This is a genomic window from Rhodococcus sp. 008 (assembly GCF_001682295.1).
GTDB classification, from domain to species: Bacteria; Actinomycetota; Actinomycetes; order Mycobacteriales; family Mycobacteriaceae; genus Rhodococcus_F; species Rhodococcus_F qingshengii.
This window is the reverse complement of record NZ_CP012749.1, coordinates 4,415,067-4,436,229: the sequence shown is the minus strand read 5'-3', so window position 1 is coordinate 4,436,229 and position 21,163 is coordinate 4,415,067. Positions and strand designations below refer to the sequence as shown.

Sequence of the window (21,163 nt, the reverse complement as noted above, 5' to 3'; positions counted from 1 at the left end):
TGGATCAGCCGAGAGAAATCCAGCTGCCGGAGGTCACCGAGGCGACCATCGCGTCCAGGGCCTGTGCGGACGCGACTGCATCAGCGATGGTCGCGCCCTGCGGCGCTCCGTCCACGATCGAGGCGATGAAATTGCGAGCCTCGATCACTTTCAGGTCGTCGTAGCCCATCGCGTTGGCCGCGCCAGGCTGGAAGCGGCCGAACTCACCGGACTCGGGGCCGACCAGAACCGTCGTGACGGATTGGTCCTGATACTTCGAGCCGAGGCTGGTGCCCAGTTCACCCATCCGGCGGTAGTCCCAGAACACGGCACCCTTCGTGCCGTGAATCTCGAATCCGTAATTGTTCTGCTCTCCCACGGCGACGCGGCATGCTTCGAGGGTGCACCGGCCACCCGAGCCGAGGCGCAGCAGTGCGCTGACGAAGTCTTCGTTCTCAACAGCCCCCATCTCCCCACCGCTGGCCCGCGCATGTCCACTGGTAGCGGCGGACGGACGCGCACGCTCCGGGATGAAGATCGCAGTATCCGCAACGAGAGCGTCGACGTCACCGAGAAGATGACGAATCAGATCGATGCCGTGCGAGGCCAAGTCGCCCAGGACGCCGGCGCCGCCGCGCTCACGCTCGTATCGCCAACTCAAAGCACCTTCAGGGTGGGCCGCATAGTCGCTGAGGAAACGAAAACGCGAGTGCGTGATCGTGCCCAACTCCCCTGAGTCGATCAGGCTCTTTGCCAGGGCCACAGCCGGCGCGTTTCGGTAGTTGAAGCCGACGGTCGACTGCACACCGGCCTTCGAGACTGCTACGGCAACAGCTTTGGCGTCTTCCGTGGACAAGCCGACGGGCTTCTCGATCCAGATGTGTTTGCCGGCCTCTGCCATTGCGACGCCGATTTCACGGTGCAAGAAGTTCGGGGCCGTGATGCTCACCGCGTCGATGGCCGGATCGGCTGCGATATCGCGCCAATCCTGGGTGAAAGCTTCGAAACCGAATTGGTCCGCTGCTTCCTCCCCTCTGCCAGGCACCTCGTCGGCGACGGCGGCCAGGCGGATCACGGGAAGCTGCGGATAGTGCTGCCGCAGACGCAGATACGCCTGCGTGTGGACGCGGCCCATCCATCCGAATCCGGCAACTGCTACTGAAATGCCTGTCATGAGGCTCCGTTCGGGTCAAATGATCGAAGGATCGCAGAAATGCTGGGATCACAAATCACCCCCACTGACTCGGTCAGGCGGGTACTCGTGTCACCGGGATCGAGATCTAGCGGTCGACCACGGTGGTGTCGAAGTAGTAACGCGACGCTCGGTAGCAGTGGCTGCCGTACTCGACGGCGCTACCTGAATCGTCAAATGCAGTGCGGCTCATGGTCAAGAGGGCAGCACCCACTTTCTCGTCGAGCAATCCTGCTTCTTCGCGAGTCGCCGCCCGAGCGCCGATTCGCTGCCGCGCCACACGGATGTGAACGCCGCGAGTTCGCAAGGTTTGGTACAGCCCCTGCGTCTCCAACTCCTCGGGATCGGGTGCGATGTCCACCGGAATGTAGTTGGTCATCACGGCAAGCGGTTCGCCGTTGGTGCTTCGCAGACGCCTGATGGTGGCCACTTCGGCGTCAGGTTCGAGGTTGAGTTCCGCGGCAACGTCCTCGGCGGGAACTCCCACCGTGAACTCGAGCAGCTTGGTCGTCGGCGCCTGGCCGGCCCTCGCAAGGTCGTCGAACAGGCTGGTGAGCTCGACCGGGCGGTGCACCGGACTTTGCACCACCTGAGTTCCGACTCCCCGCTTACGAACAAGTAGTCCCTTGTCCACCAGCTCCTGGATCGCGCGTCGAGTGGTCGGACGTGAGAGATTGAGCCGTTTGGCCAACGCCAGTTCATTCTCGAAGCGATCACCTGGGGCAAGTTCGCCACCGAGAATAGCGCCCTCGATTGCCTGTGCCAGCTGAAAATACAGCGGCACCGGGCTCGAGCGGTCCAACTCGACGGCGAGTGCTGCGACCACGGCCAACTCCGATCTGTCTTGGGAAGGCGCCGTATCGACGCTACTTCTCTCGGCAGTGTATGCGAACACTAACATTCACTTGACCGCAAGTCATAATGTCCAGACAAACTATTGACAATCGCTGTGTCGCGGCGCACAGTTTCAGTCATACATCGGTGCCCTGCGTGGGCAACCCACCACGAACTCTCGGGAGTCAGTTTTGACAAGCATCAACACTCACCAGAGCGGGTCACACATCCCTGACGCACCCTTCGACGTGCTTGCCATCGGCCGATCGGGGGTGGACATCTACCCACTTCAGACCGGTGTCGGACTCGAGGACGTCGAGACGTTCGGCAAGTTCCTCGGCGGCAGCGCAGCCAATGTCTCGGTGGCGGCTGCACGCCTCGGCCGGCGAGCAGCACTGATCTCCGGCGTAGGCAGCGATCCTTTCGGGAAGTTCGTCACACGCGAGTTGGCACGTCTGGGCGTCGACAACAGGTTTGTCGTCACCAATTCCGAGTACCCGACACCGGTGACGTTCTGCGAGATCTTCCCTCCTGACGACTTTCCGCTGTACTTCTACCGCAAGCCGCACGCGCCCGATCTTCGGATCACCCCGGAAGACATCGACCTCGACGCCGTTCGAACAGCGTCCCTCTACTGGTCGACTGTGACGGGGCTGTCCGAAGAACCGAGTCGCAGTGCACACTTCGCGGCCTGGGAAGCCCGCGAACGACGCCCGCTGACGGTCCTCGATCTGGACTACCGCCCGATGTTCTGGTCGACGCCCCAAGAAGCAACCAATCAGGTGCAGCGCGCTCTGGCGCACGTGACAGTAGCCGTCGGAAACCGCGAAGAGTGCGAGATCGCGGTCGGTGAGACCAATCCGAACAAGGCCGCCGACGCGCTTCTCGACCTCGGCGTCGAACTGGCCATCGTGAAGCAGGGCCCGAAGGGCGTACTCGGCAAAACGCGAAAGCAGTCGATCACCGTGCCGCCCAACGCCGTCGACGTGGTCAACGGGCTGGGAGCAGGCGACAGCTTCGGCGGATCACTGTGCCACGGACTGTTGGCCGGGTGGCCGCTGGAGAAGGTACTGCGGTACGCCAACGCGGCCGGCGCGATAGTCGCATCTCGGCTCGAATGCTCCACTGCGATGCCGACCGCCGAAGAAGTCCACGATCTCGCCGAAGCCACAGCCACGGAGGCAGTCAATGTCTGACAAGCTCGCCGCCCGCCCCCTCGCCACCACCTACGCCGAAGTGACGGAACTGCGTGCGAGCGATCCGCAGATCATCGAAAAGGCCTGGGCAGCGCGAACTCCTCGCGCCACTGTTCGAGGCAATGGTCGACTGATGATCGTCGCTGCCGATCACCCGGCCCGTGGGGCACTGTCTGTCGGTGGCAAGCCGACAGCGATGAACAGTCGTACCGATCTGCTGGACCGGTTGCGCACTGCTCTCGACAATCCTGGAGTCGACGGCGTTCTCGGTACTGCGGACATTCTCGACGATCTGCTCCTCCTCGGCGCCCTCGACGACAAGGTCGTCTTCTCGTCGATGAACCGCGGCGGCCTGGCAGGCGCGAGCTTCGAACTCGACGACCGCATGACGGGATACACCGCGGCGGGCACCGCGAAGTTCGGAATGAACGGCGGAAAGATGCTGCTACGCATCGCACTCGACGACGCGGGCACACTGCCCACCATGACGGCATGTGCCGAAGCCGTGGACGAACTGGCCGCGGCCGGACTGATCGCGATGCTCGAGCCGTTTCTCTCCAGCCGCGTGAACGGCAAGGTCGTCAACGATCTCAGCCCCGACGCCGTCATCAAGTCCATCCACATCTCCCAAGGTCTCGGCTCCACCTCGGCGTACACGTGGATGAAACTGCCGGTCGTCGACGAGATGGAACGCGTCATGGATGCGACCACCCTCCCGACGCTCCTCCTGGGGGGAGATCCGCAGATCGCGCCGGAAGAAACGTACGCAAAGTGGGACGCTGCACTTCAGCTGCCGTCCGTGCGCGGACTGATCGTCGGACGCGCGCTGCTATACCCACCCGACGGCGACGTGACCGCGGCCGTCGACACCGCAGTCAAGCTCGTCCACTAGAACCGACCTGGCAGGAGCAAGATGTTCAGCAAGTACTACGTCCCCGCCGGATCGTCCGCCGACGGTGATTTCACGACAGTGGTCACGCCGGAGTCTGCCGGGTGGACCGAATCCAGCTTGTGGATACTCGAACTCGCCCCGGGTGCGAACGTCCACCTGCGGTCCGGCGAGAACGAAATCATCGTCGTTCCACTTGCGGGTTCGGCCGTGGTTGTTGCCGAGGGGACGGAGATTCCCCTCACTGGCCGCGCATCGGTTTTCGACGGCCCGAGCGATTTCGCGTACGTCGGTCGCGACGCCGACTACTCGGTCAGCAGCACGGGCGGAGGCCGCTTCGCCCTGTGCGGAGCGCGCGCCGGCGCCAAGCTCCCCCATCGCTACGGTCCGGCTTCAGGAGTTGCGGTCGAGCTCCGCGGCGCCGGGAACTGCAGCCGACAGGTTCACAACTTCGCCACTGCAGACACCTTCGAGGCCGACTCCATCATCGCGTGTGAGGTCATCACCCCCGGCGGGAACTGGTCGTCGTATCCCAGCCACAAACACGACGAGAACAGCGACGTCGAATCGGCCCTGGAAGAGATCTACTACTTCGAGATCGACAGAAGCCCCACCGGGACCGAAGGTTTCGGCTACCACCGCGTGTACGGAACCGCCGAGAGACCTATCGAGGTGCTCGAGGAAGTCTGCTCGGGCGACGTCGTCCTCGTGCCGCACGGCTATCACGGCCCGTCCATCGCAGCGCCGGGCCACCACATGTACTACCTCAATGTCATGGCAGGTTCGGGCGAGATCCGGGCGTGGAACATCTGTGACGATCCGCAACACACCTGGCTACGTGGAAGCTGGGATCACCAGGACATCGACCCTCGACTGCCGTTGCAGTCCCACAACTGACGGAAGTGAAAGCTGTGGCACCCACCAACAACGCAACCGGCAATCGTCTACCTCGCGACGAGCCGACCGTTCACCTCACCGTTTCTCAAGCTGTTGTCCGCTTCCTCGCCAACCAGTACACCGAACGCGACGGCCAGCGCACCAAGCTGTTTGCCGGCTGCTTCGGAATCTTCGGGCACGGGAACGTCGCCGGGTTGGGGCAGGCACTCTTGCAGGCCGAGATCCAGGATCTCGACGCCGGCCGTGAGCCGACACTCCCCTACGTGCTCGGCCGCAATGAACAGGCGATGGTGCACTCGGCTGTCGCGCACGCCCGCATGAAGGACCGCCTGCAGACGTGGGCGGTCTCGTCCAGCGTAGGCCCCGGTGCCACCAATATGATCACCGGCGCGGCACTGGCCACCATCAACCGTCTACCTGTATTACTCCTTCCCGCAGATACTTTCGCGACCCGCGCCAGTGCCCCCGTCTTACAGGAACTCGAACTCCCGTCGAGCGGCGACGTCACAGTCAACGACGCTTTCAAACCGGTCTCACGATACTTCGATCGGGTATGGCGCCCGGAGCAGTTGCCGAGCGCTCTGCTCGCCGGGATGCGCGTTCTCACTGATCCCGTCGAGACCGGCGCAGTCACCATCGCCATCCCGCAGGACGTGCAGGCCGAGGCTTTCGACTGGCCAGAGTCGTTCTTCGCCGAACGGGTGTGGCACGTGGCCCGCCCGCTCCCCGAGCGATCGGTGATCGAACGCGCCGCCGCGATCATCCGCTCGGCTCGCAAGCCACTGATCGTGGCCGGCGGCGGCGTGATCTACAGCCAGGCCAGCGACTCTCTATCAGCGTTCTGTGCGCAAACCGGAATCCCCGTGGGGCAGAGCCAGGCGGGGAAGGGTTCATTGGTCTACGACCATCCACAATCCGTCGGGGCGGTGGGGTCCACCGGCACTACGGCTGCAAACGCACTGGCCACCGAGGCTGACGTCGTCATCGGAATCGGTACGCGGTACAGCGATTTCACGAGCGCGTCCCGCACCGCGTTCACCAATCCCGACGTTCGCTTCGTCAACATCAACGTCGCATCACTGGACTCCGTGAAGCAGGGCGGAGTCAGCGTTGTCGCCGACGCACGTGAGGCACTCGACGCGCTGGCACTTGCACTGACCGACTACCGGGTGGACGACGAATACGCGTCCAGGATCGGTGACCTCGCTCGCGATTGGGATGCGATCGTCGAATCCGTCTACAACCCAGCTGAACCCGCTGCCGACAGGTCACTGAATCAAAATCAGGTGATCGGCCTGGTCAACACGCTGTCCGATCCACGTGACGTCGTGGTGTGCGCTGCCGGGTCCATGCCGGGTGACCTCCACAAGCTGTGGCGAACCCGTGATTCCAAGGGGTATCACGTCGAATACGGGTACTCGTGCATGGGATACGAAGTTGCCGGCGGTCTAGGCGTCCGCATGGCGTGCCCCGATCGCGACGTGTTCGTGATGGTCGGCGACGGTTCCTATCTGATGATGGCCACCGAATTGGTCACCGCCGTACAGGAACGCCTCAAGGTCATCGTCGTCCTGGTGCAGAATCACGGATTTGCCTCCATCGGTTCACTGTCCGAGTCGCTGGGTTCCCAACGCTTCGGCACGCAGTACCGCTACCGCTCGAATGACGGACGTCTCGACGGAGGGGTTCTCCCGGTCGATCTGGCCGCGAACGCCGCCAGCCTCGGTGTCGACGTCATCCGCGCCAACACCACTGCCGAGTTCGCCGACGCGATCAAGGTTGCCAAAGCAAGCGACACCAGCACCGTCATCCACGTCGAAACCGATCCGCTGATCGGCGCCCCGGACAGCGAATCCTGGTGGGATGTACCGGTATCGGCCACCTCCGAACTGGAGTCCACCAAGAAAGCACGGACAACGTACGAGTCCTGGAAGAAGATCCAGCGACCGTACCTCCGTCCATCCGAATGAAAATTCCGCACAACCACACCCCATAAAGCTTGCCCGCGAAAGGAATCTAGACATGAGCGCGATTCGCGTCGGATCAGCCCCCGACTCCTGGGGCGTGTGGTTTCCGGACGATCCACAGCAGACCCCTTACACACGATTCCTCGACGAGGTATCCGCGTCGGGATACGAATGGATCGAACTCGGCCCGTTCGGATACCTTCCGACCGATCCAGCCAAGTTGACGGACGAACTCGGCGCCCGCGGCCTGAAGCTTTCGGCCGGTACCGTTTTCGAACACCTGCACCAGGACGATTCCTGGGATGCCGTCTGGAATCAGATCAAGGACGTCGCCAAGTTGACCGCAGCCGTCGGCGGCAAGCACGTGGTGGTCATCCCTGAGATGTGGCGCGACCCTTCCACCGGAGCGGTACTCGAAGACCGCAATCTGACGCCCGAGCAGTGGCGTAAGAAAACCGACGGCATGAACGCTCTCGGGAAGGCAATGCTCGAGGAGTACGGCGTCATGGCGCAGTACCATCCTCATGCCGACAGTCACGTCGACATCGAAGACAACGTCTACAAGTTCCTCGAAGGGACCGACGAGCGTTTCGTGAATCTGTGTCTCGACACCGGCCACATCAGCTACTGCGGCGGCGACAATCTCGCAATTATCAACAAACATCCGGAGCGCATCGGGTACCTACACCTCAAACAGGTGGATCCGGCGATAGTCGCCAAGGTTGAGGCGGAGGACCTGCCGTTCGGTGAGGCCGTCAAACTCGGTGCCATGATCGAACCGCCGCGCGGAATCCCCGACATGCCGCCGCTTCTGGAGGCCATCGAGAAGCTCGGCATCGACGTGTTCGCGATCGTCGAGCAGGACATGTATCCCTGCCATCCCGACACACCGCTGCCCATCGCAGCGCGCACTCAGAAATACCTGTCCACCTGTGGCGTCCCCGCCGTCCGTTTCAACTGAGCAACACAATCGAGGAGTACCACCGCATGTCTGACAACCAGGATCTCCGGATCGCAGTGCTCGGCGTCGGCATCATGGGGGCCGATCACGTCGACCGCATCACCAACAAAATCGGCGGTGCCCGCGTCACCGTCGTCAACGACTACTCTCTCGCCCGCGCCGAGGAAATCGCAGCACTGACGCCAGGGGCGCGCGTCGTCGTCGATCCGTTCGATGCCATCGCAGCCGAGGACGTCGACGCCGTTGTTCTCGCAACCCCGGGCCCGACCCATGAGAAGCAGGTTCTTGCCTGCCTCGAAGCGGGCAAGCCTGTTCTCTGCGAAAAGCCGCTGACCACCGACGCGGACAGTTCGCTCACGATCGTCAAAGCCGAAGCAGCGCTGGGAAAAAGACTGATCCAGGTTGGTTTCATGCGCCGGTTCGACCACGAATACACCCAGCTCAAGGATTTGATCGACAGCGGCGATCTCGGTCGCCCTCTCGTTGTGCACTGCGCGCACCGCAATCCTGCGGTTCCGAACGGCTTCGACAGCGCGATGATCGTCAAGGACTCACTCGTCCACGAGGTCGACGTGACACGATTCCTGCTCGACGAAGAGATCACCTCGGTGCAGATCATCCGACCGGCCGCGAATTCGCTTGCTCCCGAGGGCATTCAAGACCCACAGATCGCGATATTCGAGACCGAGTCCGGCAGACACGTCGACGCCGAGGTGTTTGTCACCACCGGAGTTGCCTACGAGGTGCGCACCGAAGTTGTCGGCGAACTCGGAAGCGCGATGATCGGACTCGACGTGGGACTGATCCGAAAGACCAAGCCCGGCAACTGGGGTGGACAGATCACCCCAGGATTCCGCGAACGCTTCGGGCAGGCCTACGACACCGAGTTCGCCCGGTGGATCAAGGCAGTGAAGACGGGCGCCGGCACCGGCAACTACATCGACGGACCAGGTGCTTGGGACGGGTACGCCGCGGCCGCTGTCTGCGCCGCCGGTGTGAAGTCTCTGGAGACGGGTCAGCGCGTCGTCGTGGACATGGTTGCGCGCGACTCTGTGGCCGGAGCTTAGCGATGAAGGTCGCACTCGACCCCACACCTTTCCATCACGATTACTCACTACTCGAGCTACCTCAGGTTGTTGCCGATCTCGGGTACGAGTACCTGCAGCTCACACCGCACGTCGACATGATCCCGTTCTTCAATCACCCGAAAGCCGACGACGCGCTCGTCACCGAGTTCCGGAAGGCCTGCGCGAGTGCGGGAGTCGGCATCGCGTCGGTGCTTCCGGTCCTTCGGTGGTCCGGCCCGGACGAGGACGCTCGCGAAGCAGCCGTGCGCTACTGGAAGCGGGCCATCCAGATCACGGTCGATCTCGGTGTCAACGTCATGAACACCGAATTCTCCGGCCGCCCCGAAAAGGCCGAAGAGTCCGAGCGTGCGTTCTATCGTTCGATGGAGGAACTGGTTCCGATCATCGAACGCGAGGGAATCGACGTCCTGATCGACCCCCACCCGGACGATTTTGTCGAAGACGGACTAGCCGCGATCCGCACGATCCGTGGTGTGAACTCCAAGAACCTCGGCATGGTGATCGTGGCGTGCCACCAATTCCACATGGGTGGGGACCTTCCCGCCATCATGGAGGCCGCCGGCGACATGGTCCGACTCGTTCACGTGGCGGACACCATGGATCATCACCGTTCCCACGGACTGCGCTACATCACCAATCCGCCAGGCAATGCCGTTCGAGTGCATCAGCATCTCAAAATCGGTGACGGAGACGTCAACTGGGACGAATTCTTCGGCGGTCTCGGCAAACTCGGCTTCTACGAACGTGAGAACACCGTGATGGTGTCGAGCGTCTTCGCCGAGAACGAAAACGCGCACGAGGTTTCCCGGTACCAGCGCGAGACGATGAACGACTACGTCGCCAAGTACACCTCCCCGAACTCCTGAGTCACCAGACCACTAGGAAATACCATGACCAGCACTGATACTCGTGTCATCGCGCACTGGTTGGACGGCAAGCCGTTCGCCGGAACGTCCGAGGACACCGCCCCCGTCACCAACCCCGCCACCGGACAGATCACCGGCCGACTGGCCCTGGCGAACCTCGAGGACGCCCGCGCTGTCATCGACGCGGCTGCGGCGGCCTTCCCCGCCTGGCGTGACACCTCACTGGCCCGGCGCACACAGGTACTGTTCAGCTTCCGCGAACTCCTCAATGCTCGCAAAGGTGAACTCGCCGAGATCATCACAGCCGAGCACGGCAAGGTTCTCTCCGACGCCCTCGGCGAAATCAGCCGCGGGCAGGAAGTTGTCGAATTCGCTTGCGGAATACCGCATCTCCTCAAGGGCGGATACACCGAGAATGCATCGACCAAGGTCGACGTCTACTCCATCCGCCAACCCCTCGGCCCCGTCGGCATCATCTCGCCCTTCAACTTTCCCGCGATGGTCCCCATGTGGTTCTTCCCGGTCGCCATCGCCGCCGGGAACACCGTGATTCTCAAGCCCTCGGAGAAGGACCCCACCGCGGCGATCTGGCTCGCCGAACTCTGGGCCGAAGCCGGTCTGCCCCCCGGCGTCTTCAACGTCCTCCAAGGTGACAAGCTCGCCGTCGACGAACTTCTGGAAAACAAAGCAGTCAAAGCGATTTCGTATGTCGGATCCACCCCCATCGCCCAGTACGTCTATGCCACCGGCACCGCCAACGGCAAACGCGTGCAAGCACTCGGCGGCGCCAAGAACCACGCCATCGTTCTGCCGGACGCCGACCTCGACCTCGCCGCCGACGCAATGGTCAACGCGGGATTCGGCTCCGCGGGCGAACGATGCATGGCGATCTCCGCCCTGGTCGCAGTCGGCGACATCGCCGACGAACTGGTTGCCAAGATCGTCGAACGCACCACTCCCCTCGTCACCGGTGACGGCACCAAGAACTCCGACATGGGTCCGCTCGTCACCAAGGCCCATCGCGACAAGGTCGCGTCCTATGTCGATGCCGGCGAGAAGGACGGTGCCACGATCGTGGTCGACGGACGCACAGTTCAGGCCGATGGTGGACCGGACGGCTTCTGGCTCGGGCCCACCCTCATCGACCACGTCACCACCGACATGTCGATCTACACCGACGAAATCTTCGGACCTGTCCTGTCCGTCGTGCGTGTCGATACCTACGACCAAGCCCTCGAACTGATCAACAACAACCCGTACGGAAACGGCACCGCCATCTTCACCAACGACGGCGGCGCTGCCCGACGCTTCCAGAACGAGGTGGAGGTCGGAATGATCGGCATCAACGTCCCCATCCCGGTTCCCATGGCCTACTACAGCTTCGGCGGCTGGAAGAACAGCCTCTTCGGTGACACCCACGCTCACGGGACAGAAGGTGTTCATTTCTTCACGCGAGGTAAAGCCGTCACCAGTCGCTGGCTCGACCCCAGCCACGGCGGAATCAACCTCGGCTTCCCCGAGAACAGTTAGCCGGCAAGACATCTGTGGCCGAGACTCTCGAAGAGTCTCGGCCACAGATGTTTTCGAGAGGTCTACGTGACCGTGGGGTGGTACGTCAGTACTTGAACTCCGGATTCGTACCGACGATCGTCCTTCAACTCGAGGACGATCTTGTCGGCCGATTCGGGGAACACTCTCCCGCCGGACCCGAGAATGACCGGGAAGACCATCAGACGAAGCTCGTCGACCAGACCGGCCAGCAACAACGCGTGGACGAGCGTCCGACTTCCCGCGACCAGGATCTCGCCGTCGATCTGCTCCTTGAGCTTCGGGACAGATTCCTCGATGGGACCGTCGAGCGCCGTCGAGTTGTTCCATTCGAGCGGTTCGGTCGAACTCGTGACGACGTACTTGGGCATCTCGTTCATCTTGTCCGCAAAGCCTTGGTCGTCCTCGCGCTCAGGCCAGGCACCGGCGAAGCTCTCGTAGGTCCGCCGCCCGAGCAGAAGGACGTCCGCGGCGAGGGTTTCGTCGAGTTTGAACTTCATCTGATCGCCCTCCTGGTACGGAAAGACCCATCCAGTGTGCGCATAACCCGGTTCGCCACCGGGAGCTTCCATCACCATGTCCAAGGACACGAATTCTGTCACCACGATCTTGCCCATACCGATCCCCTGTCGTCAGTGCGTGTGCGCCATTCGAGTAGCCGACTACCCCACTGTTACAGACTCTGCGTGGTCGGGGAACTCATCGACGGCAATCGGCAACGTCAGCATCCGAAGACGTCAGCACACAACCCAGGCACCGTTCTCCTTGATCAACGTGATGTCCTCGCGCATCATCGCGGACGGATCCTCGGTGCTGTAATGACGAGTGTTGGCCGTCGCCGAATCCCCGTTCACCACGATGTTCTCCACTCCGTCCAGCCTCAGACTCGCAAGCGTGTCGTCGAACGGCGACTCCTCGGCCCGGGGGCTCTCGCTGCGCATCGAACTGCATTGAGTGCTGTCCACTGCCTCCCAGTCCCTTTCGGCCATGAATTCGAAACTCTGACCGACCACGGCAGAGATTTGGCTCTCGGCCGACGGTTCCGAATCGCCGGAGCATCCCACGACAGCGGCTGACGTTCCGATGAGTGTCACTGCGGCGAGCGTCAGGCGTCCACGCGTGCCTGCGAAGTTCATCCGTCCACTATGACCGATGTACAAACCGAATCGCCTGTTTTCGATCCCTCTGCTTGCGTGGCGATTCGGACGTTCCCTCACGTTCGCATACCCTCGTATATCGATGATGTGGCGTCGAAAGTGTGCAGTGGCAGTAGCCGGAACAGTGCTCTCAGGGAGCATTGCGTTTACCGGTGTCGTAGGGACCTCGGGAGTGGCCGGCGCCCAACCGGCCCCGCCGCCGCCCACCACCACCACCGAAGCGCCGTTCACAACACCCAACACCGACAGCTGCCCGTTCACGAGTAGCCCGGCACCGGCGATCGATCTCTCCGAAGCACCCGCGCCCGGATCCACGGCCCCGACTGCTGTCCCGATTCCGGAAAGCCCCGTCGGTGGAGACAAGCTCGGCGAGTGCGGTGTTGTGCTCCCTGACGGCGCTCCCCCGCTCCCGGCGGATATCGCGGCATCCGGATGGGTACTCGCGGACGCCGAAACCGGCGAGGTCCTCGCCGCCAAAGATCCGCACGGTCGCTACCGCCCGGCCAGCACCATCAAGATGCTGTTGGCTCTCGTCGCGCTCGACGAACTCGATCTCGACACCGAAATCACCGCAACGGCCGAAGACGCGGACGCTGAAGGTAGCGCTGTCGGCATCGGAAAGGGCGGCAAGTACACCAACCGGCAACTGATGCAGGGTCTGGTCATGGCGTCGGGAAACGATGCCGCGCATGCTCTCGCCCGCCAACTCGGCGGTGACGCTGCAGCCGTGTCGAAAATGAACGCGCTCGCGGCCGAACTCGGCGCCCTCGACACTCGCACGGCAACTCCATCCGGACTCGACGGCCCGGGGATGAGCAGCTCGCCGTACGACCTGGCCGTGATTTTCCATACCGCCCTGCAGAATCCGACGTTTGCCGGTCTGATCCATACCGAGACCGTCGAATTTCCCGGCTTCCCCAAGGATCCGACGATTCCCGACGATCAGGACCGCCCCGGATTCACTCTCGCCAACGACAATCAGCTGCTCTACAACTACGACGGCGCATTGGGCGGCAAGACCGGCTTCACCGACGACGCCCGCCACACGTATGTGGGTGGCGCGGAGCGTAACGGCCGGAAACTACTGGTGACATTGATGGGCGGCGAAGCCAAGCCGATCCGTCCGTGGGAACAAGCTGCCCGTCTACTCGACTACGGATATGCACTCCCCGCGAGCACAACCGTCGGCTCGTTGACGGACCGATCCACCGACGATGCCTCGCCCGAGGTCACTCGCACACCGTCTGCCGCTGCACCAGGCTCGATCTCGGCTGCACCCACCGCTACCGACGCCGAATCCGACACCACTGACCGCATACTCATCGGTGCGGTCGGCGGAGTAGTGGTGATCGCGCTGGTGGCGGGAGCCGTTGCCCTCAACCGTCGGAGGCGCTAGCGCGGCCGACGACGCATGAAGCCCGAAAGACCCAGGCCGGCAACCGCACCCGTGGCGATCAGCGCAGCCACGCGAGACGGTGAAGCACCGTCACTGACAACGATTCGCGGCGAGATCACTGCGGGATCCGGCGGCGGAACGAACGCCAGGGCCATACTTTCCTTGGTCGTCGCCGCCCACGCCGTGCAGAACAGCAGCATCCGTGACGCCGTGAACACGAACACGAGCAAACCGATGATCGGACCGAATGCCACGCCCGCTGGTCCGTTGGTGACGGCAGCGAGGTAGATCGCACCCACCTGCTTGAAGATCTCGAACACAATCGCGGCGATAACCGCTGCCTGCGCAGCGCTACGCAGCGTGACAGGCTCGCGCGGCAGCCGGGCGATCACCCACAGGAACACCGCCCACGTCGCCAGGAGTGAGAGCAACAGTGAAACAACTCTGAGCCCCACGCCGACACCGGTGATGTTCTCGAGGTTGAGCCATTTCACGATCTGAGTCGCAACCGGCCCACTGCTCAGCGCCGACATTCCCAGTGAGACGACCATGGCGAGAGCCAGACCGACGAGGGCCCCTGCGTCACCAAGTTTGGTACGTACGAACCCCTTGGGCTCGCGCTTGCTCTCCCACATCGCCGTCAGCGCGTCGCGAACATTTGCCATCCAACCGAGACCCGCGTACGCAGCACCCAGGAGGCCGAAGATTCCGACGCTCGCGCGCGAGTCGATGGCCGAATCGATCAGCGTGTTGATGGTGTCACCCAAGCTGCCCGGAATGCTCTTGGTGATCTGCTCCTGAATCGACTCCAGGTACTCGGGATGCCCGGCCAATACGAAACCGGCCACTGCAAACGCGACCATCATGATCGGAATCAACGCGAGAACGCTGAAGTACGTGATACCAGCAGCGTAATAGTCGCCTTTTTGCTCTTGAAACCGTCCGGCCGCGCGAACCAGATGATCGAGCCAGGGTCGCGCTGCCCGTTGCTTCTCGAGAAAGCTCGGTGCGTCGTCGTCCGTGTCAGCCATTGCCGTCCCCCTCATGTTCGGTCAGGCGTCGTGAGTCCGAACTCGCGTAAGTCAGCCCTTCGGTGCCAGGAATCCGACCTTGTCATAGACAGCGGCGAGAGTGCGTGAAGACACCTCACGGGCGCGGTGCGCTCCGGCCGCGATGATGCGATCCAGCTCTGCCTCGTCGGCGAGGTAACCGTCGACCTTCGCCTTGAGTGGGGTGACGAACTCGGTCAGCACGTCAGCGGTATCGGTCTTGAGGTCGCCGTACCCCTTGCCCTCGTAACCGGCCACCAGAGTCTCGATCGGTACTCCCGAGAGAGCCGACTGAATGGTGAGCAGGTTGCTGACGCCCGGCTTGGCCTGCGGGTCGAAACGAATCTCGCGCTCGTTGTCGGTGACGGCCGACTTGATCTTCTTCGCCGACACCTTCGGATCGTCGAGCAGATTGATCAGTCCGGCCGCACTGGCAGCGGACTTGCTCATCTTCGCGGTCGGATCCTGCAGGTCGTAGATCTTTGCCGTGCCCTTGATGATCTGCGGCTCGGGAACGACGAACGCCTTGCCGTAGCGGGTGTTGAACCGTCCGGCCAGATCGCGTGCGAGTTCGAGGTGCTGACGCTGATCCTCACCCACCGGAACTCGCTGCGGGCGGTACAGAAGGATGTCCGCGGCCATCAGAACCGGATACGTGAACAAGCCGACACTGGCGTTGTCGCTGCCTTGCTTGGCGGACTTGTCCTTGAACTGCGTCATACGGCTGGCTTCACCGAAACCGGTGATGCAGTTCAGGACCCACGCCAACTGTGCGTGCTCGGGAACCTGACTCTGTACGAACAGCGTCGCCCGATCCGGATCGATCCCCACCGCAAGGAGCTGAGCCACCGCAACCTTGGTGCGACGACGCAATTCCTTCGGGTCCTGCGTCACCGTGATGGCGTGAAGATCCGGAATGAAGTAGAAAGCGTCGAAATCGTCCTGCAACGGAACCCACTGCTGCAGCGCACCCAGGTAGTTGCCGAGGTGGAAAGAATCCGACGTCGGCTGGATTCCGGAAAGCACGCGAGGCTTTGCGGTGGGCTTCTGTTCTGCAGGGGTCGACATGGTTCCGATCTTTTCACGAGTGGAAATCAGTGCAGTGGCGTGGTGCCCGGGTAGTCGAGTTCGACGAGGTCTTCACCGTGGGCGGTGAGGTCCTCCGCACCGAACTGGTAGACGGTCCGGAAAACGACGGGTTCCCATTCTTCGGCGTAGAAGTCCATCGTTTCGCAGAACCACTCCAACTGATCCTGTTGCTCGGACAGTAGAGAACCCGCGCCTCGGACCACAACTACATATCCGGCGCCGAGTCCGAGGACGTCGTCGAGATCGCGCATGACATCGTCGAAAGCGTCTTTGTTTCGCCCGAAGTGGGACGGAAACTGGAAGGCTGCCGCAAACTCGTCGAAGACCTGCGCCGTTGTCCGCATGTTCTCTCCGCGAACCACCCGAACGACAAAATTCTCGGCACGGAGTTGACGTGCAAGATCATCTGCAACGGCCGGGTCGCTCTGCAGCGCCACCGAAGCCACATCCGAAGACGGATCCAGCCACTGCGCCACGCTGATCGTAGACGAATCGGACATCAGCGAATCCTCACAAACGTGTCGTAGTGATCGAGGGTGTACCACGCCGAACCGTCGTTGCCGGTGACGATTCGCTCGGCGTCGCGTCCTTGGCCGTTCTTCTTCGGGTTCACGTCCCATTCCTGATAGACGACACGTCCGCCACCGGCACCGACAGCGGGTAGACGTCCTTCGCTGTTGCGGAAGGTGATGCCGCCCTTGGTGCCCGGCGCATTGGCGGAATCCGGCCACCGTCCGGCGTCGATCTCCACCAGCGTGGCGAGCACTCGCGCCGGCGCATCGCTGTTCGTCTGCTGCGTTGGCTTGGCAGCGGAATTCGAGGGCGCGGAACTCGACGGCGAGGCCTTGGTGGTGGCGCCAGGCTTGGCTTGAACAGTCGAGGACTGGGCACTCGAGGACTTCGTCACCGACGACGCCGAACTGTCGGAGTCACGTGAAGAAAGGGTGACCGCCAGTACGAGCGCAACCACCGCCACCACGACGGTGATGATGGCGTTGCGCGTCTTTGCGCTCGGCATTTTCAGACCTTCAGACATACGCGTCTCTATCGGTACGAGACGGTGACAGGCGCATGATCCGACCAACGGAGGTCGTAGGACTCAGCGCGTTCCACGAGCGCGACCTTGGCCCTCTCGGCGTATCCGCGAGTGGCAACCTGGTAATCGATACGCCAACCCGAATCGTTGTCGAATGCCTTTCCGCGGTACGACCACCACGAGTACGGGCCGTCGACACCCGGATGGAGGGTGCGGAAGACGTCCACCCACGCGGAATCTTCGGCGAACAGCAGATCCATCCAGGCGCGCTCCTCGGGGAGGAATCCCGAGGACTTCTTGTTGGTCTTCCAGTTCTTGAGGTCGAGTTCGGTGTGCGCGATGTTCCAATCGCCGCTGACCACCACGTGACGATCGGCAGCCTCGGCCGCTGCAGCGGTGGAGGCGAGGTGAACTGCGAAGGATGCCATGAACCGCTCCTTCTCCTCCTGCTTCGGCGTGAGCGCCTCACCGGAGGGCAGGTACAGGCTCGCGACGGTCAGATCGGCGAAGTCGGCTTCGATGTATCGACCGGCGTCGAGAAACTCGTCGTCCCCGTGACCGATCCGCACCGCGTCAGGTTCCGTGCGTGAGAGCACCGCGACTCCGTTGCGTCCCTTCGCGGACGGCTCGGCGGAGACGAGGAACCATCCGTTGCCGAGTGCCGGCTCGAGGGTCTCGCGAAGCTGGTCGTCCGACGCACGCGTTTCCTGAAGGCAGATGAAATCCGCCGACGTCTTCTCCAGCCAGTCGAGCATGCCCTTGCGGGCAGCTGCTCGAACGCCGTTGACGTTCACGGACGTGATGGTGTGGGGCGCAAGAATGTGGGAGTCAGCAGTTTGTGGCACGGCAAGCACCGTAGCCGATTCCACCGACGCGGATGGGCGCCCAGGTCAGCGCGCGGCCCTACGCTGCAGAATCACCGCCACCGCCAGCACGACGAGACCCGCGACGGCCAGCAACGACCCCACCGCTGCCGGCGCGGTGTACCCGTAACCGGCTGCGATGACGACGCCGCCGATCCACGCTCCGAAGGCGTTGGCGATGTTGAGTGCGGCGTGATTGAGAGACGCGGCCAAGGTCTGAGCATCCTCGGCGACATCCATCAACCGTGCCTGGAGGCCAGGCACCATCGACGACCCGGCGAGCCCGATGAGGAAGACGAAGACGAGCGCCGTGTACGGATTGCGCACGGCGATAACGAAGACCGCGAGGATCACAACGAGGGATCCCATCGACAGGAACAAGCCCTTCATCAGTGCGCGATCCGCGAGGTATCCACCGACGAAGTTGCCGGCCACCATGCCCAGTCCGTACAGCATGAGTGCGAGGGGAATGAACGAAGCGCCAAGCCCGGACACGTCGGTGAGAGTCGTACTGATGTAGGTGTAGACGGCAAACATCCCGCCGAATCCGACCATGCCCACGATCAGGGTCATCCACACCTGAACGCGGCCCAGTGCCCCGAGTTCGGTGATCGGATTCGTCACCGGCATGCCGTCCAACCGCGGAATCCAGACGAAAAGCGAAGCAACCGTTGCCACTCCGATCACCGCAACCAAGGCGAAGGCGCTGCGCCAGCCGAGTGCCTGGCCGATCCAGGCCGCGACCGGTACCCCGATCACGTTGGCCACGGAAAGACCCATCATCACCATGGCGACGGCCTTCGCGCGTTTTCCCGGTTCGGCCAGGTGAGCTGCGACCAGTGCGGCGACTCCGAAATACGCGCCGTGCGGCAATCCGGCGACGAAGCGGGCCATCATCAGCGTCGTGTACGAGGGCGCGAAAACCGAGGCGGCATTGCCGACGGTGAACGCGACCATGAGTGCGATCAACAGGGTGCGGCGCGGTACTCGTGCGGTGAGTGCAGCGATCAGCGGAGCGCCGACGACAACTCCGAGCGCGTATGCGGAGATCACGTGACCCGCGACGGGTTCCGAGACGCCGAGTCCGGATGCCATTTCCGGGAGCAACCCCATGGCGACGAACTCGGTTGTGCCGATACCGAAACCACCGAGAGCGAGAGCGAGCATCGCCGGACCTCTGGCGGAACGAACCCCGGGTGTCGAGGTGTCAGAACGGGAGAGGGTAGACGAAGTCACTGATCAATTGTGGTCTCACACCTGGTTGAACTTCCAAGTGAGAGCGGGTGAGTTCACTCACGTGAGACCGCGAACACAAATGGGACGCCCGGTTTCCCAGACGTCCCATTTGACAGGTGAAGCGGTGAATCTACTTCGCGGCCATGGCCTTCTGCAGGTTCACGTCGAGCGCGCCGAGGAACTCCTCGGTGGTCAGGTAGCCCTGATCGCCGCCGACCAGCATCGAGAGGTCCTTGGTCATCTGGCCGCTTTCGACGGTCTTGATGACAACGTCTTCGAGCGCCTGCGCGAAGCCGATGACCTCAGGGGTGCTGTCGAGCTTGCCACGATGCTCGAGCCCGCGGGTCCACGCGAAGATGGACGCGATCGGGTTGGTCGAGGTGGGCTTGCCCTGCTGGTGCTGACGGTAGTGACGCGTCACGGTGCCGTGAGCAGCCTCTGCCTCACAGGTCTTTCCGTCCGGTGTCAGCAGAACCGACGTCATGAGGCCGAGCGAGCCGAAGCCCTGGGCCACGGTGTCGGACTGGACGTCGCCGTCGTAGTTCTTGCATGCCCAGACGTATCCGCCCTCCCACTTGAGTGCGGAAGCGACCATGTCGTCGATGAGGCGGTGCTCGTAGGTCAGACCTGCAGCATCGAACTCAGCCTTGAACTCGGTCTCGTAGACGTGCTGGAAGATGTCCTTGAAGGCACCGTCGTACGCCTTGAGAATGGTGTTCTTGGTGGACAGGTACACCGGGTAGTTCTGCTGCAGTCCGTAGGTGAGCGACGCGCGAGCGAAGTCACGGATGGACGTGGTGAAGTTGTACTGCCCCTGGACGACGCCGCCCTCTTCGGGGAAGTTGACCAGTTCGTGCTCGATCGGTGCGCTGCCGTCCTCAGGCGTGTAGGTGATCATCACCTTGCCGGGGCCGGGGACCTTGAAGTCTGTGGCGCGGTACTGGTCGCCGAATGCGTGACGGCCGATGATGATCGGCTTGGTCCAGCCCGGAACGAGTCGCGGAACGTTGGAGATGATGATCGGTGCGCGGAAGATCGTGCCGCCGAGAATGTTGCGGATCGTTCCGTTCGGGGAACGCCACATCTTCTTGAGACCGAATTCCTCGACACGTGCCTCGTCCGGCGTGATCGTGGCGCATTTGACGCCGACGCCGTGCTTCTGGATCGCGTGCGCTGCGTCGATGGTGACCTGGTCGTCGGTCTCGTCGCGGTACTCGATACCGAGGTCGTAGTACTCGAGGTTCACATCGAGATACGGATGGATCAACTTGTCTTTGATGAACTGCCAGATAATGCGCGTCATCTCATCGCCGTCGAGTTCGACGACGGTGCCCTCAACCTTGATTTTGGACATGGGTGCTTCGCGTCCTCCTAGGAAGTTTCCCTGGTTACACGGTTGCGGTCACACTTTGTGAGTGGGTCCGCGAACGGTTCGATTATCAAACCTAGACGGTGTGGACTGATCTCGGGAGATGAGTCCCAAACAAGACAAGCGTACTGCTAACCCGTGAGGCCGCAACCGGCAGGTCCACTCATCAGTCTCTACTCGCGAGTAACTTTTGCCTGCTAGTGGGCTGCGTCGCCCTGCCTCGCGTGCGGTTGCGGCTCACATTTCGCCCCGTGTCAGGACTGCGCTCACTTCCCGGTAGAATCCGACTTGGTCATGAGTGCCAGCGTCAAGCCCCGGCTCGCTGGACGGCAACCCTCCAACCGCGGTGGGGTGCCCCGGGTGATGACCAGGTTTCCCGACGTGGATCTGCTCGCGCAGTTCCACCGCAATTCGGGTGACAAGCGCGGGTCCGACAGGGACGGACCCCAGACCGGGCCGAGCCCCACGGAGGTATTTCAGTATGTGTCGCACTTGTAGATAGACCCCAGCACGGGGCGGCGATCATTCGCCCCCGTCCGACATCTATCCGT

Annotated in this window: 20 protein-coding genes and 1 riboswitch; of the genes, 9 read left to right on the top strand and 11 right to left on the bottom strand. The window is 62.6% G+C overall.

The genetic code is table 11. The features are described from left to right. Positions 1–4 precede the first annotated feature (4 nt). Positions 5–1,153 (bottom strand): Gfo/Idh/MocA family protein, encoded by a 1,149-nt coding sequence (locus AOT96_RS20565; RefSeq protein ID WP_021332507.1) that lies wholly within the window; start codon positions 1,151–1,153, stop codon positions 5–7. 106 nt (positions 1,154–1,259) lie between these two features. Further along, a complete protein-coding gene (locus tag AOT96_RS20560) occupies positions 1,260–1,997 on the bottom strand; it encodes a GntR family transcriptional regulator (protein WP_003941006.1) in 738 nt (245 codons plus the stop codon). A 199-nt stretch (positions 1,998–2,196) separates the two neighbouring features. On the opposite strand from AOT96_RS20560, the gene iolC reads away from it, so the two are divergent. The 8 genes from iolC to AOT96_RS20520 are packed head-to-tail and all read left to right on the top strand — an operon-like array spanning position 2,197 to position 11,399. Then, complete coding sequence (gene iolC, locus AOT96_RS20555) at positions 2,197–3,201, top strand: 5-dehydro-2-deoxygluconokinase (RefSeq protein WP_193604587.1); 1,005 nt, start codon at positions 2,197–2,199, stop codon at positions 3,199–3,201. After that, positions 3,194–4,093 (top strand): Cgl0159 family (beta/alpha)8-fold protein, encoded by a 900-nt coding sequence (locus AOT96_RS20550; protein WP_021332504.1) that lies wholly within the window; start codon positions 3,194–3,196, stop codon positions 4,091–4,093. Before iolC ends, AOT96_RS20550 begins: the two co-directional genes overlap by 8 nt. Before the next feature lie 21 nt (positions 4,094–4,114). Next, positions 4,115–4,987, top strand: coding sequence for a 5-deoxy-glucuronate isomerase (gene iolB, locus AOT96_RS20545; RefSeq protein ID WP_065352204.1), 873 nt, complete (start codon positions 4,115–4,117; stop codon positions 4,985–4,987). Positions 4,988–5,001: 14 nt separating this feature from the next. Then, positions 5,002–6,957 carry a 3D-(3,5/4)-trihydroxycyclohexane-1,2-dione acylhydrolase (decyclizing) gene (gene iolD, locus AOT96_RS20540; RefSeq protein WP_058226433.1) on the top strand — a complete coding sequence of 652 codons (1,956 nt, stop codon included), beginning with the start codon at positions 5,002–5,004 and terminating at the stop codon, positions 6,955–6,957. Positions 6,958–7,009: 52 nt separating this feature from the next. Continuing rightward, positions 7,010–7,915, top strand: coding sequence for a sugar phosphate isomerase/epimerase family protein (locus AOT96_RS20535; protein WP_007727370.1), 906 nt, complete (start codon positions 7,010–7,012; stop codon positions 7,913–7,915). A 26-nt stretch (positions 7,916–7,941) separates the two neighbouring features. Further along, entirely contained in the window at positions 7,942–8,982 is a 1,041-nt protein-coding gene (locus AOT96_RS20530; protein ID WP_007727372.1) for a Gfo/Idh/MocA family protein, read from the top strand. Positions 8,983–8,984: 2 nt separating this feature from the next. Next, entirely contained in the window at positions 8,985–9,869 is an 885-nt protein-coding gene (locus tag AOT96_RS20525; RefSeq protein ID WP_054188146.1) for a sugar phosphate isomerase/epimerase family protein, read from the top strand. A gap of 24 nt (positions 9,870–9,893) precedes the next feature. Then, on the top strand, positions 9,894–11,399 hold the full coding sequence (locus AOT96_RS20520) for a CoA-acylating methylmalonate-semialdehyde dehydrogenase (RefSeq protein ID WP_065352203.1): 1,506 nt from the start codon (positions 9,894–9,896) through the stop codon (positions 11,397–11,399). 62 nt (positions 11,400–11,461) lie between these two features. Here the strand turns inward: AOT96_RS20520 and AOT96_RS20515 are convergent, their stop codons facing one another. Together AOT96_RS20515 and AOT96_RS20510 are read right to left on the bottom strand one after the other, a co-directional pair. After that, positions 11,462–12,034 carry a dihydrofolate reductase family protein gene (locus tag AOT96_RS20515; RefSeq protein ID WP_003940686.1) on the bottom strand — a complete coding sequence of 191 codons (573 nt, stop codon included), beginning with the start codon at positions 12,032–12,034 and terminating at the stop codon, positions 11,462–11,464. Between the two features lie 120 nt (positions 12,035–12,154). Further along, positions 12,155–12,553, bottom strand: a complete 399-nt coding sequence (locus AOT96_RS20510) for an Rv0361 family membrane protein (RefSeq protein ID WP_065352202.1) — start codon at positions 12,551–12,553, stop codon at positions 12,155–12,157. A 103-nt stretch (positions 12,554–12,656) separates the two neighbouring features. On the opposite strand from AOT96_RS20510, the gene AOT96_RS20505 reads away from it, so the two are divergent. Continuing rightward, positions 12,657–13,970, top strand: a complete 1,314-nt coding sequence (locus AOT96_RS20505; RefSeq protein WP_083197715.1) for a D-alanyl-D-alanine carboxypeptidase family protein — start codon at positions 12,657–12,659, stop codon at positions 13,968–13,970. On the opposite strand, the gene yhjD is transcribed toward AOT96_RS20505, so the two are convergent. The 7 genes from yhjD to AOT96_RS20470 form a co-directional block, all read right to left on the bottom strand. Further along, positions 13,967–15,001, bottom strand: a complete 1,035-nt coding sequence (gene yhjD, locus AOT96_RS20500; RefSeq protein WP_007727380.1) for an inner membrane protein YhjD — start codon at positions 14,999–15,001, stop codon at positions 13,967–13,969. The genes AOT96_RS20505 and yhjD overlap by 4 nt on opposite strands. Before the next feature lie 51 nt (positions 15,002–15,052). Further along, positions 15,053–16,087: a tryptophan--tRNA ligase gene (gene trpS / locus AOT96_RS20495; RefSeq protein ID WP_003941025.1), complete on the bottom strand. Its 1,035-nt coding sequence runs from the start codon at positions 16,085–16,087 to the stop codon at positions 15,053–15,055. A 26-nt stretch (positions 16,088–16,113) separates the two neighbouring features. Further along, the gene (locus AOT96_RS20490; RefSeq protein WP_065352201.1) at positions 16,114–16,608 is read right to left on the bottom strand and encodes a barstar family protein; all 495 of its coding nucleotides are present in this window, start codon (positions 16,606–16,608) and stop codon (positions 16,114–16,116) included. Beyond that, entirely contained in the window at positions 16,608–17,126 is a 519-nt protein-coding gene (locus AOT96_RS20485; RefSeq protein ID WP_065352886.1) for a ribonuclease domain-containing protein, read from the bottom strand. Before AOT96_RS20485 ends, AOT96_RS20490 begins: the two co-directional genes overlap by 1 nt. Positions 17,127–17,152: 26 nt before the next feature. Next, a complete protein-coding gene (locus tag AOT96_RS20480; RefSeq protein WP_044480104.1) occupies positions 17,153–17,899 on the bottom strand; it encodes an exodeoxyribonuclease III in 747 nt (248 codons plus the stop codon). Between the two features lie 135 nt (positions 17,900–18,034). After that, positions 18,035–19,243, bottom strand: coding sequence for an MFS transporter (locus AOT96_RS20475; protein WP_442978592.1), 1,209 nt, complete (start codon positions 19,241–19,243; stop codon positions 18,035–18,037). Between the two features lie 130 nt (positions 19,244–19,373). Further along, entirely contained in the window at positions 19,374–20,597 is a 1,224-nt protein-coding gene (locus AOT96_RS20470) for an NADP-dependent isocitrate dehydrogenase (RefSeq protein ID WP_003940772.1), read from the bottom strand. 305 nt (positions 20,598–20,902) lie between these two features. Continuing rightward, positions 20,903–21,043, top strand: a riboswitch (SAM riboswitch). Positions 21,044–21,163: the final 120 nt, after the last annotated feature.

What these genes read in the sequence shown, in the direction of transcription:
- AOT96_RS20565 (WP_021332507.1), bottom strand. Translation starts at nt 1,153, where the DNA reads ATGACAGGCATTTCAGTAGCAGTTGCCGGATTCGGATGGATGGGCCGC.
- AOT96_RS20550 (WP_021332504.1), top strand. Translation starts at nt 3,194, where the DNA reads ATGTCTGACAAGCTCGCCGCCCGCCCCCTCGCCACCACCTACGCCGAA.
- iolB (WP_065352204.1), top strand. Translation starts at nt 4,115, where the DNA reads ATGTTCAGCAAGTACTACGTCCCCGCCGGATCGTCCGCCGACGGTGAT.
- AOT96_RS20535 (WP_007727370.1), top strand. Translation starts at nt 7,010, where the DNA reads ATGAGCGCGATTCGCGTCGGATCAGCCCCCGACTCCTGGGGCGTGTGG.
- AOT96_RS20530 (WP_007727372.1), top strand. Translation starts at nt 7,942, where the DNA reads ATGTCTGACAACCAGGATCTCCGGATCGCAGTGCTCGGCGTCGGCATC.
- AOT96_RS20525 (WP_054188146.1), top strand. Translation starts at nt 8,985, where the DNA reads ATGAAGGTCGCACTCGACCCCACACCTTTCCATCACGATTACTCACTA.
- AOT96_RS20520 (WP_065352203.1), top strand. Translation starts at nt 9,894, where the DNA reads ATGACCAGCACTGATACTCGTGTCATCGCGCACTGGTTGGACGGCAAG.
- AOT96_RS20515 (WP_003940686.1), bottom strand. Translation starts at nt 12,034, where the DNA reads ATGGGCAAGATCGTGGTGACAGAATTCGTGTCCTTGGACATGGTGATG.
- AOT96_RS20510 (WP_065352202.1), bottom strand. Translation starts at nt 12,553, where the DNA reads ATGAACTTCGCAGGCACGCGTGGACGCCTGACGCTCGCCGCAGTGACA.
- AOT96_RS20505 (WP_083197715.1), top strand. Translation starts at nt 12,657, where the DNA reads ATGATGTGGCGTCGAAAGTGTGCAGTGGCAGTAGCCGGAACAGTGCTC.
- yhjD (WP_007727380.1), bottom strand. Translation starts at nt 15,001, where the DNA reads ATGGCTGACACGGACGACGACGCACCGAGCTTTCTCGAGAAGCAACGG.
- trpS (WP_003941025.1), bottom strand. Translation starts at nt 16,087, where the DNA reads ATGTCGACCCCTGCAGAACAGAAGCCCACCGCAAAGCCTCGCGTGCTT.
- AOT96_RS20490 (WP_065352201.1), bottom strand. Translation starts at nt 16,608, where the DNA reads ATGTCCGATTCGTCTACGATCAGCGTGGCGCAGTGGCTGGATCCGTCT.
- AOT96_RS20485 (WP_065352886.1), bottom strand. Translation starts at nt 17,126, where the DNA reads ATGCCGAGCGCAAAGACGCGCAACGCCATCATCACCGTCGTGGTGGCG.
- AOT96_RS20480 (WP_044480104.1), bottom strand. Translation starts at nt 17,899, where the DNA reads ATGCTCGACTGGCTGGAGAAGACGTCGGCGGATTTCATCTGCCTTCAG.
- AOT96_RS20470 (WP_003940772.1), bottom strand. Translation starts at nt 20,597, where the DNA reads ATGTCCAAAATCAAGGTTGAGGGCACCGTCGTCGAACTCGACGGCGAT.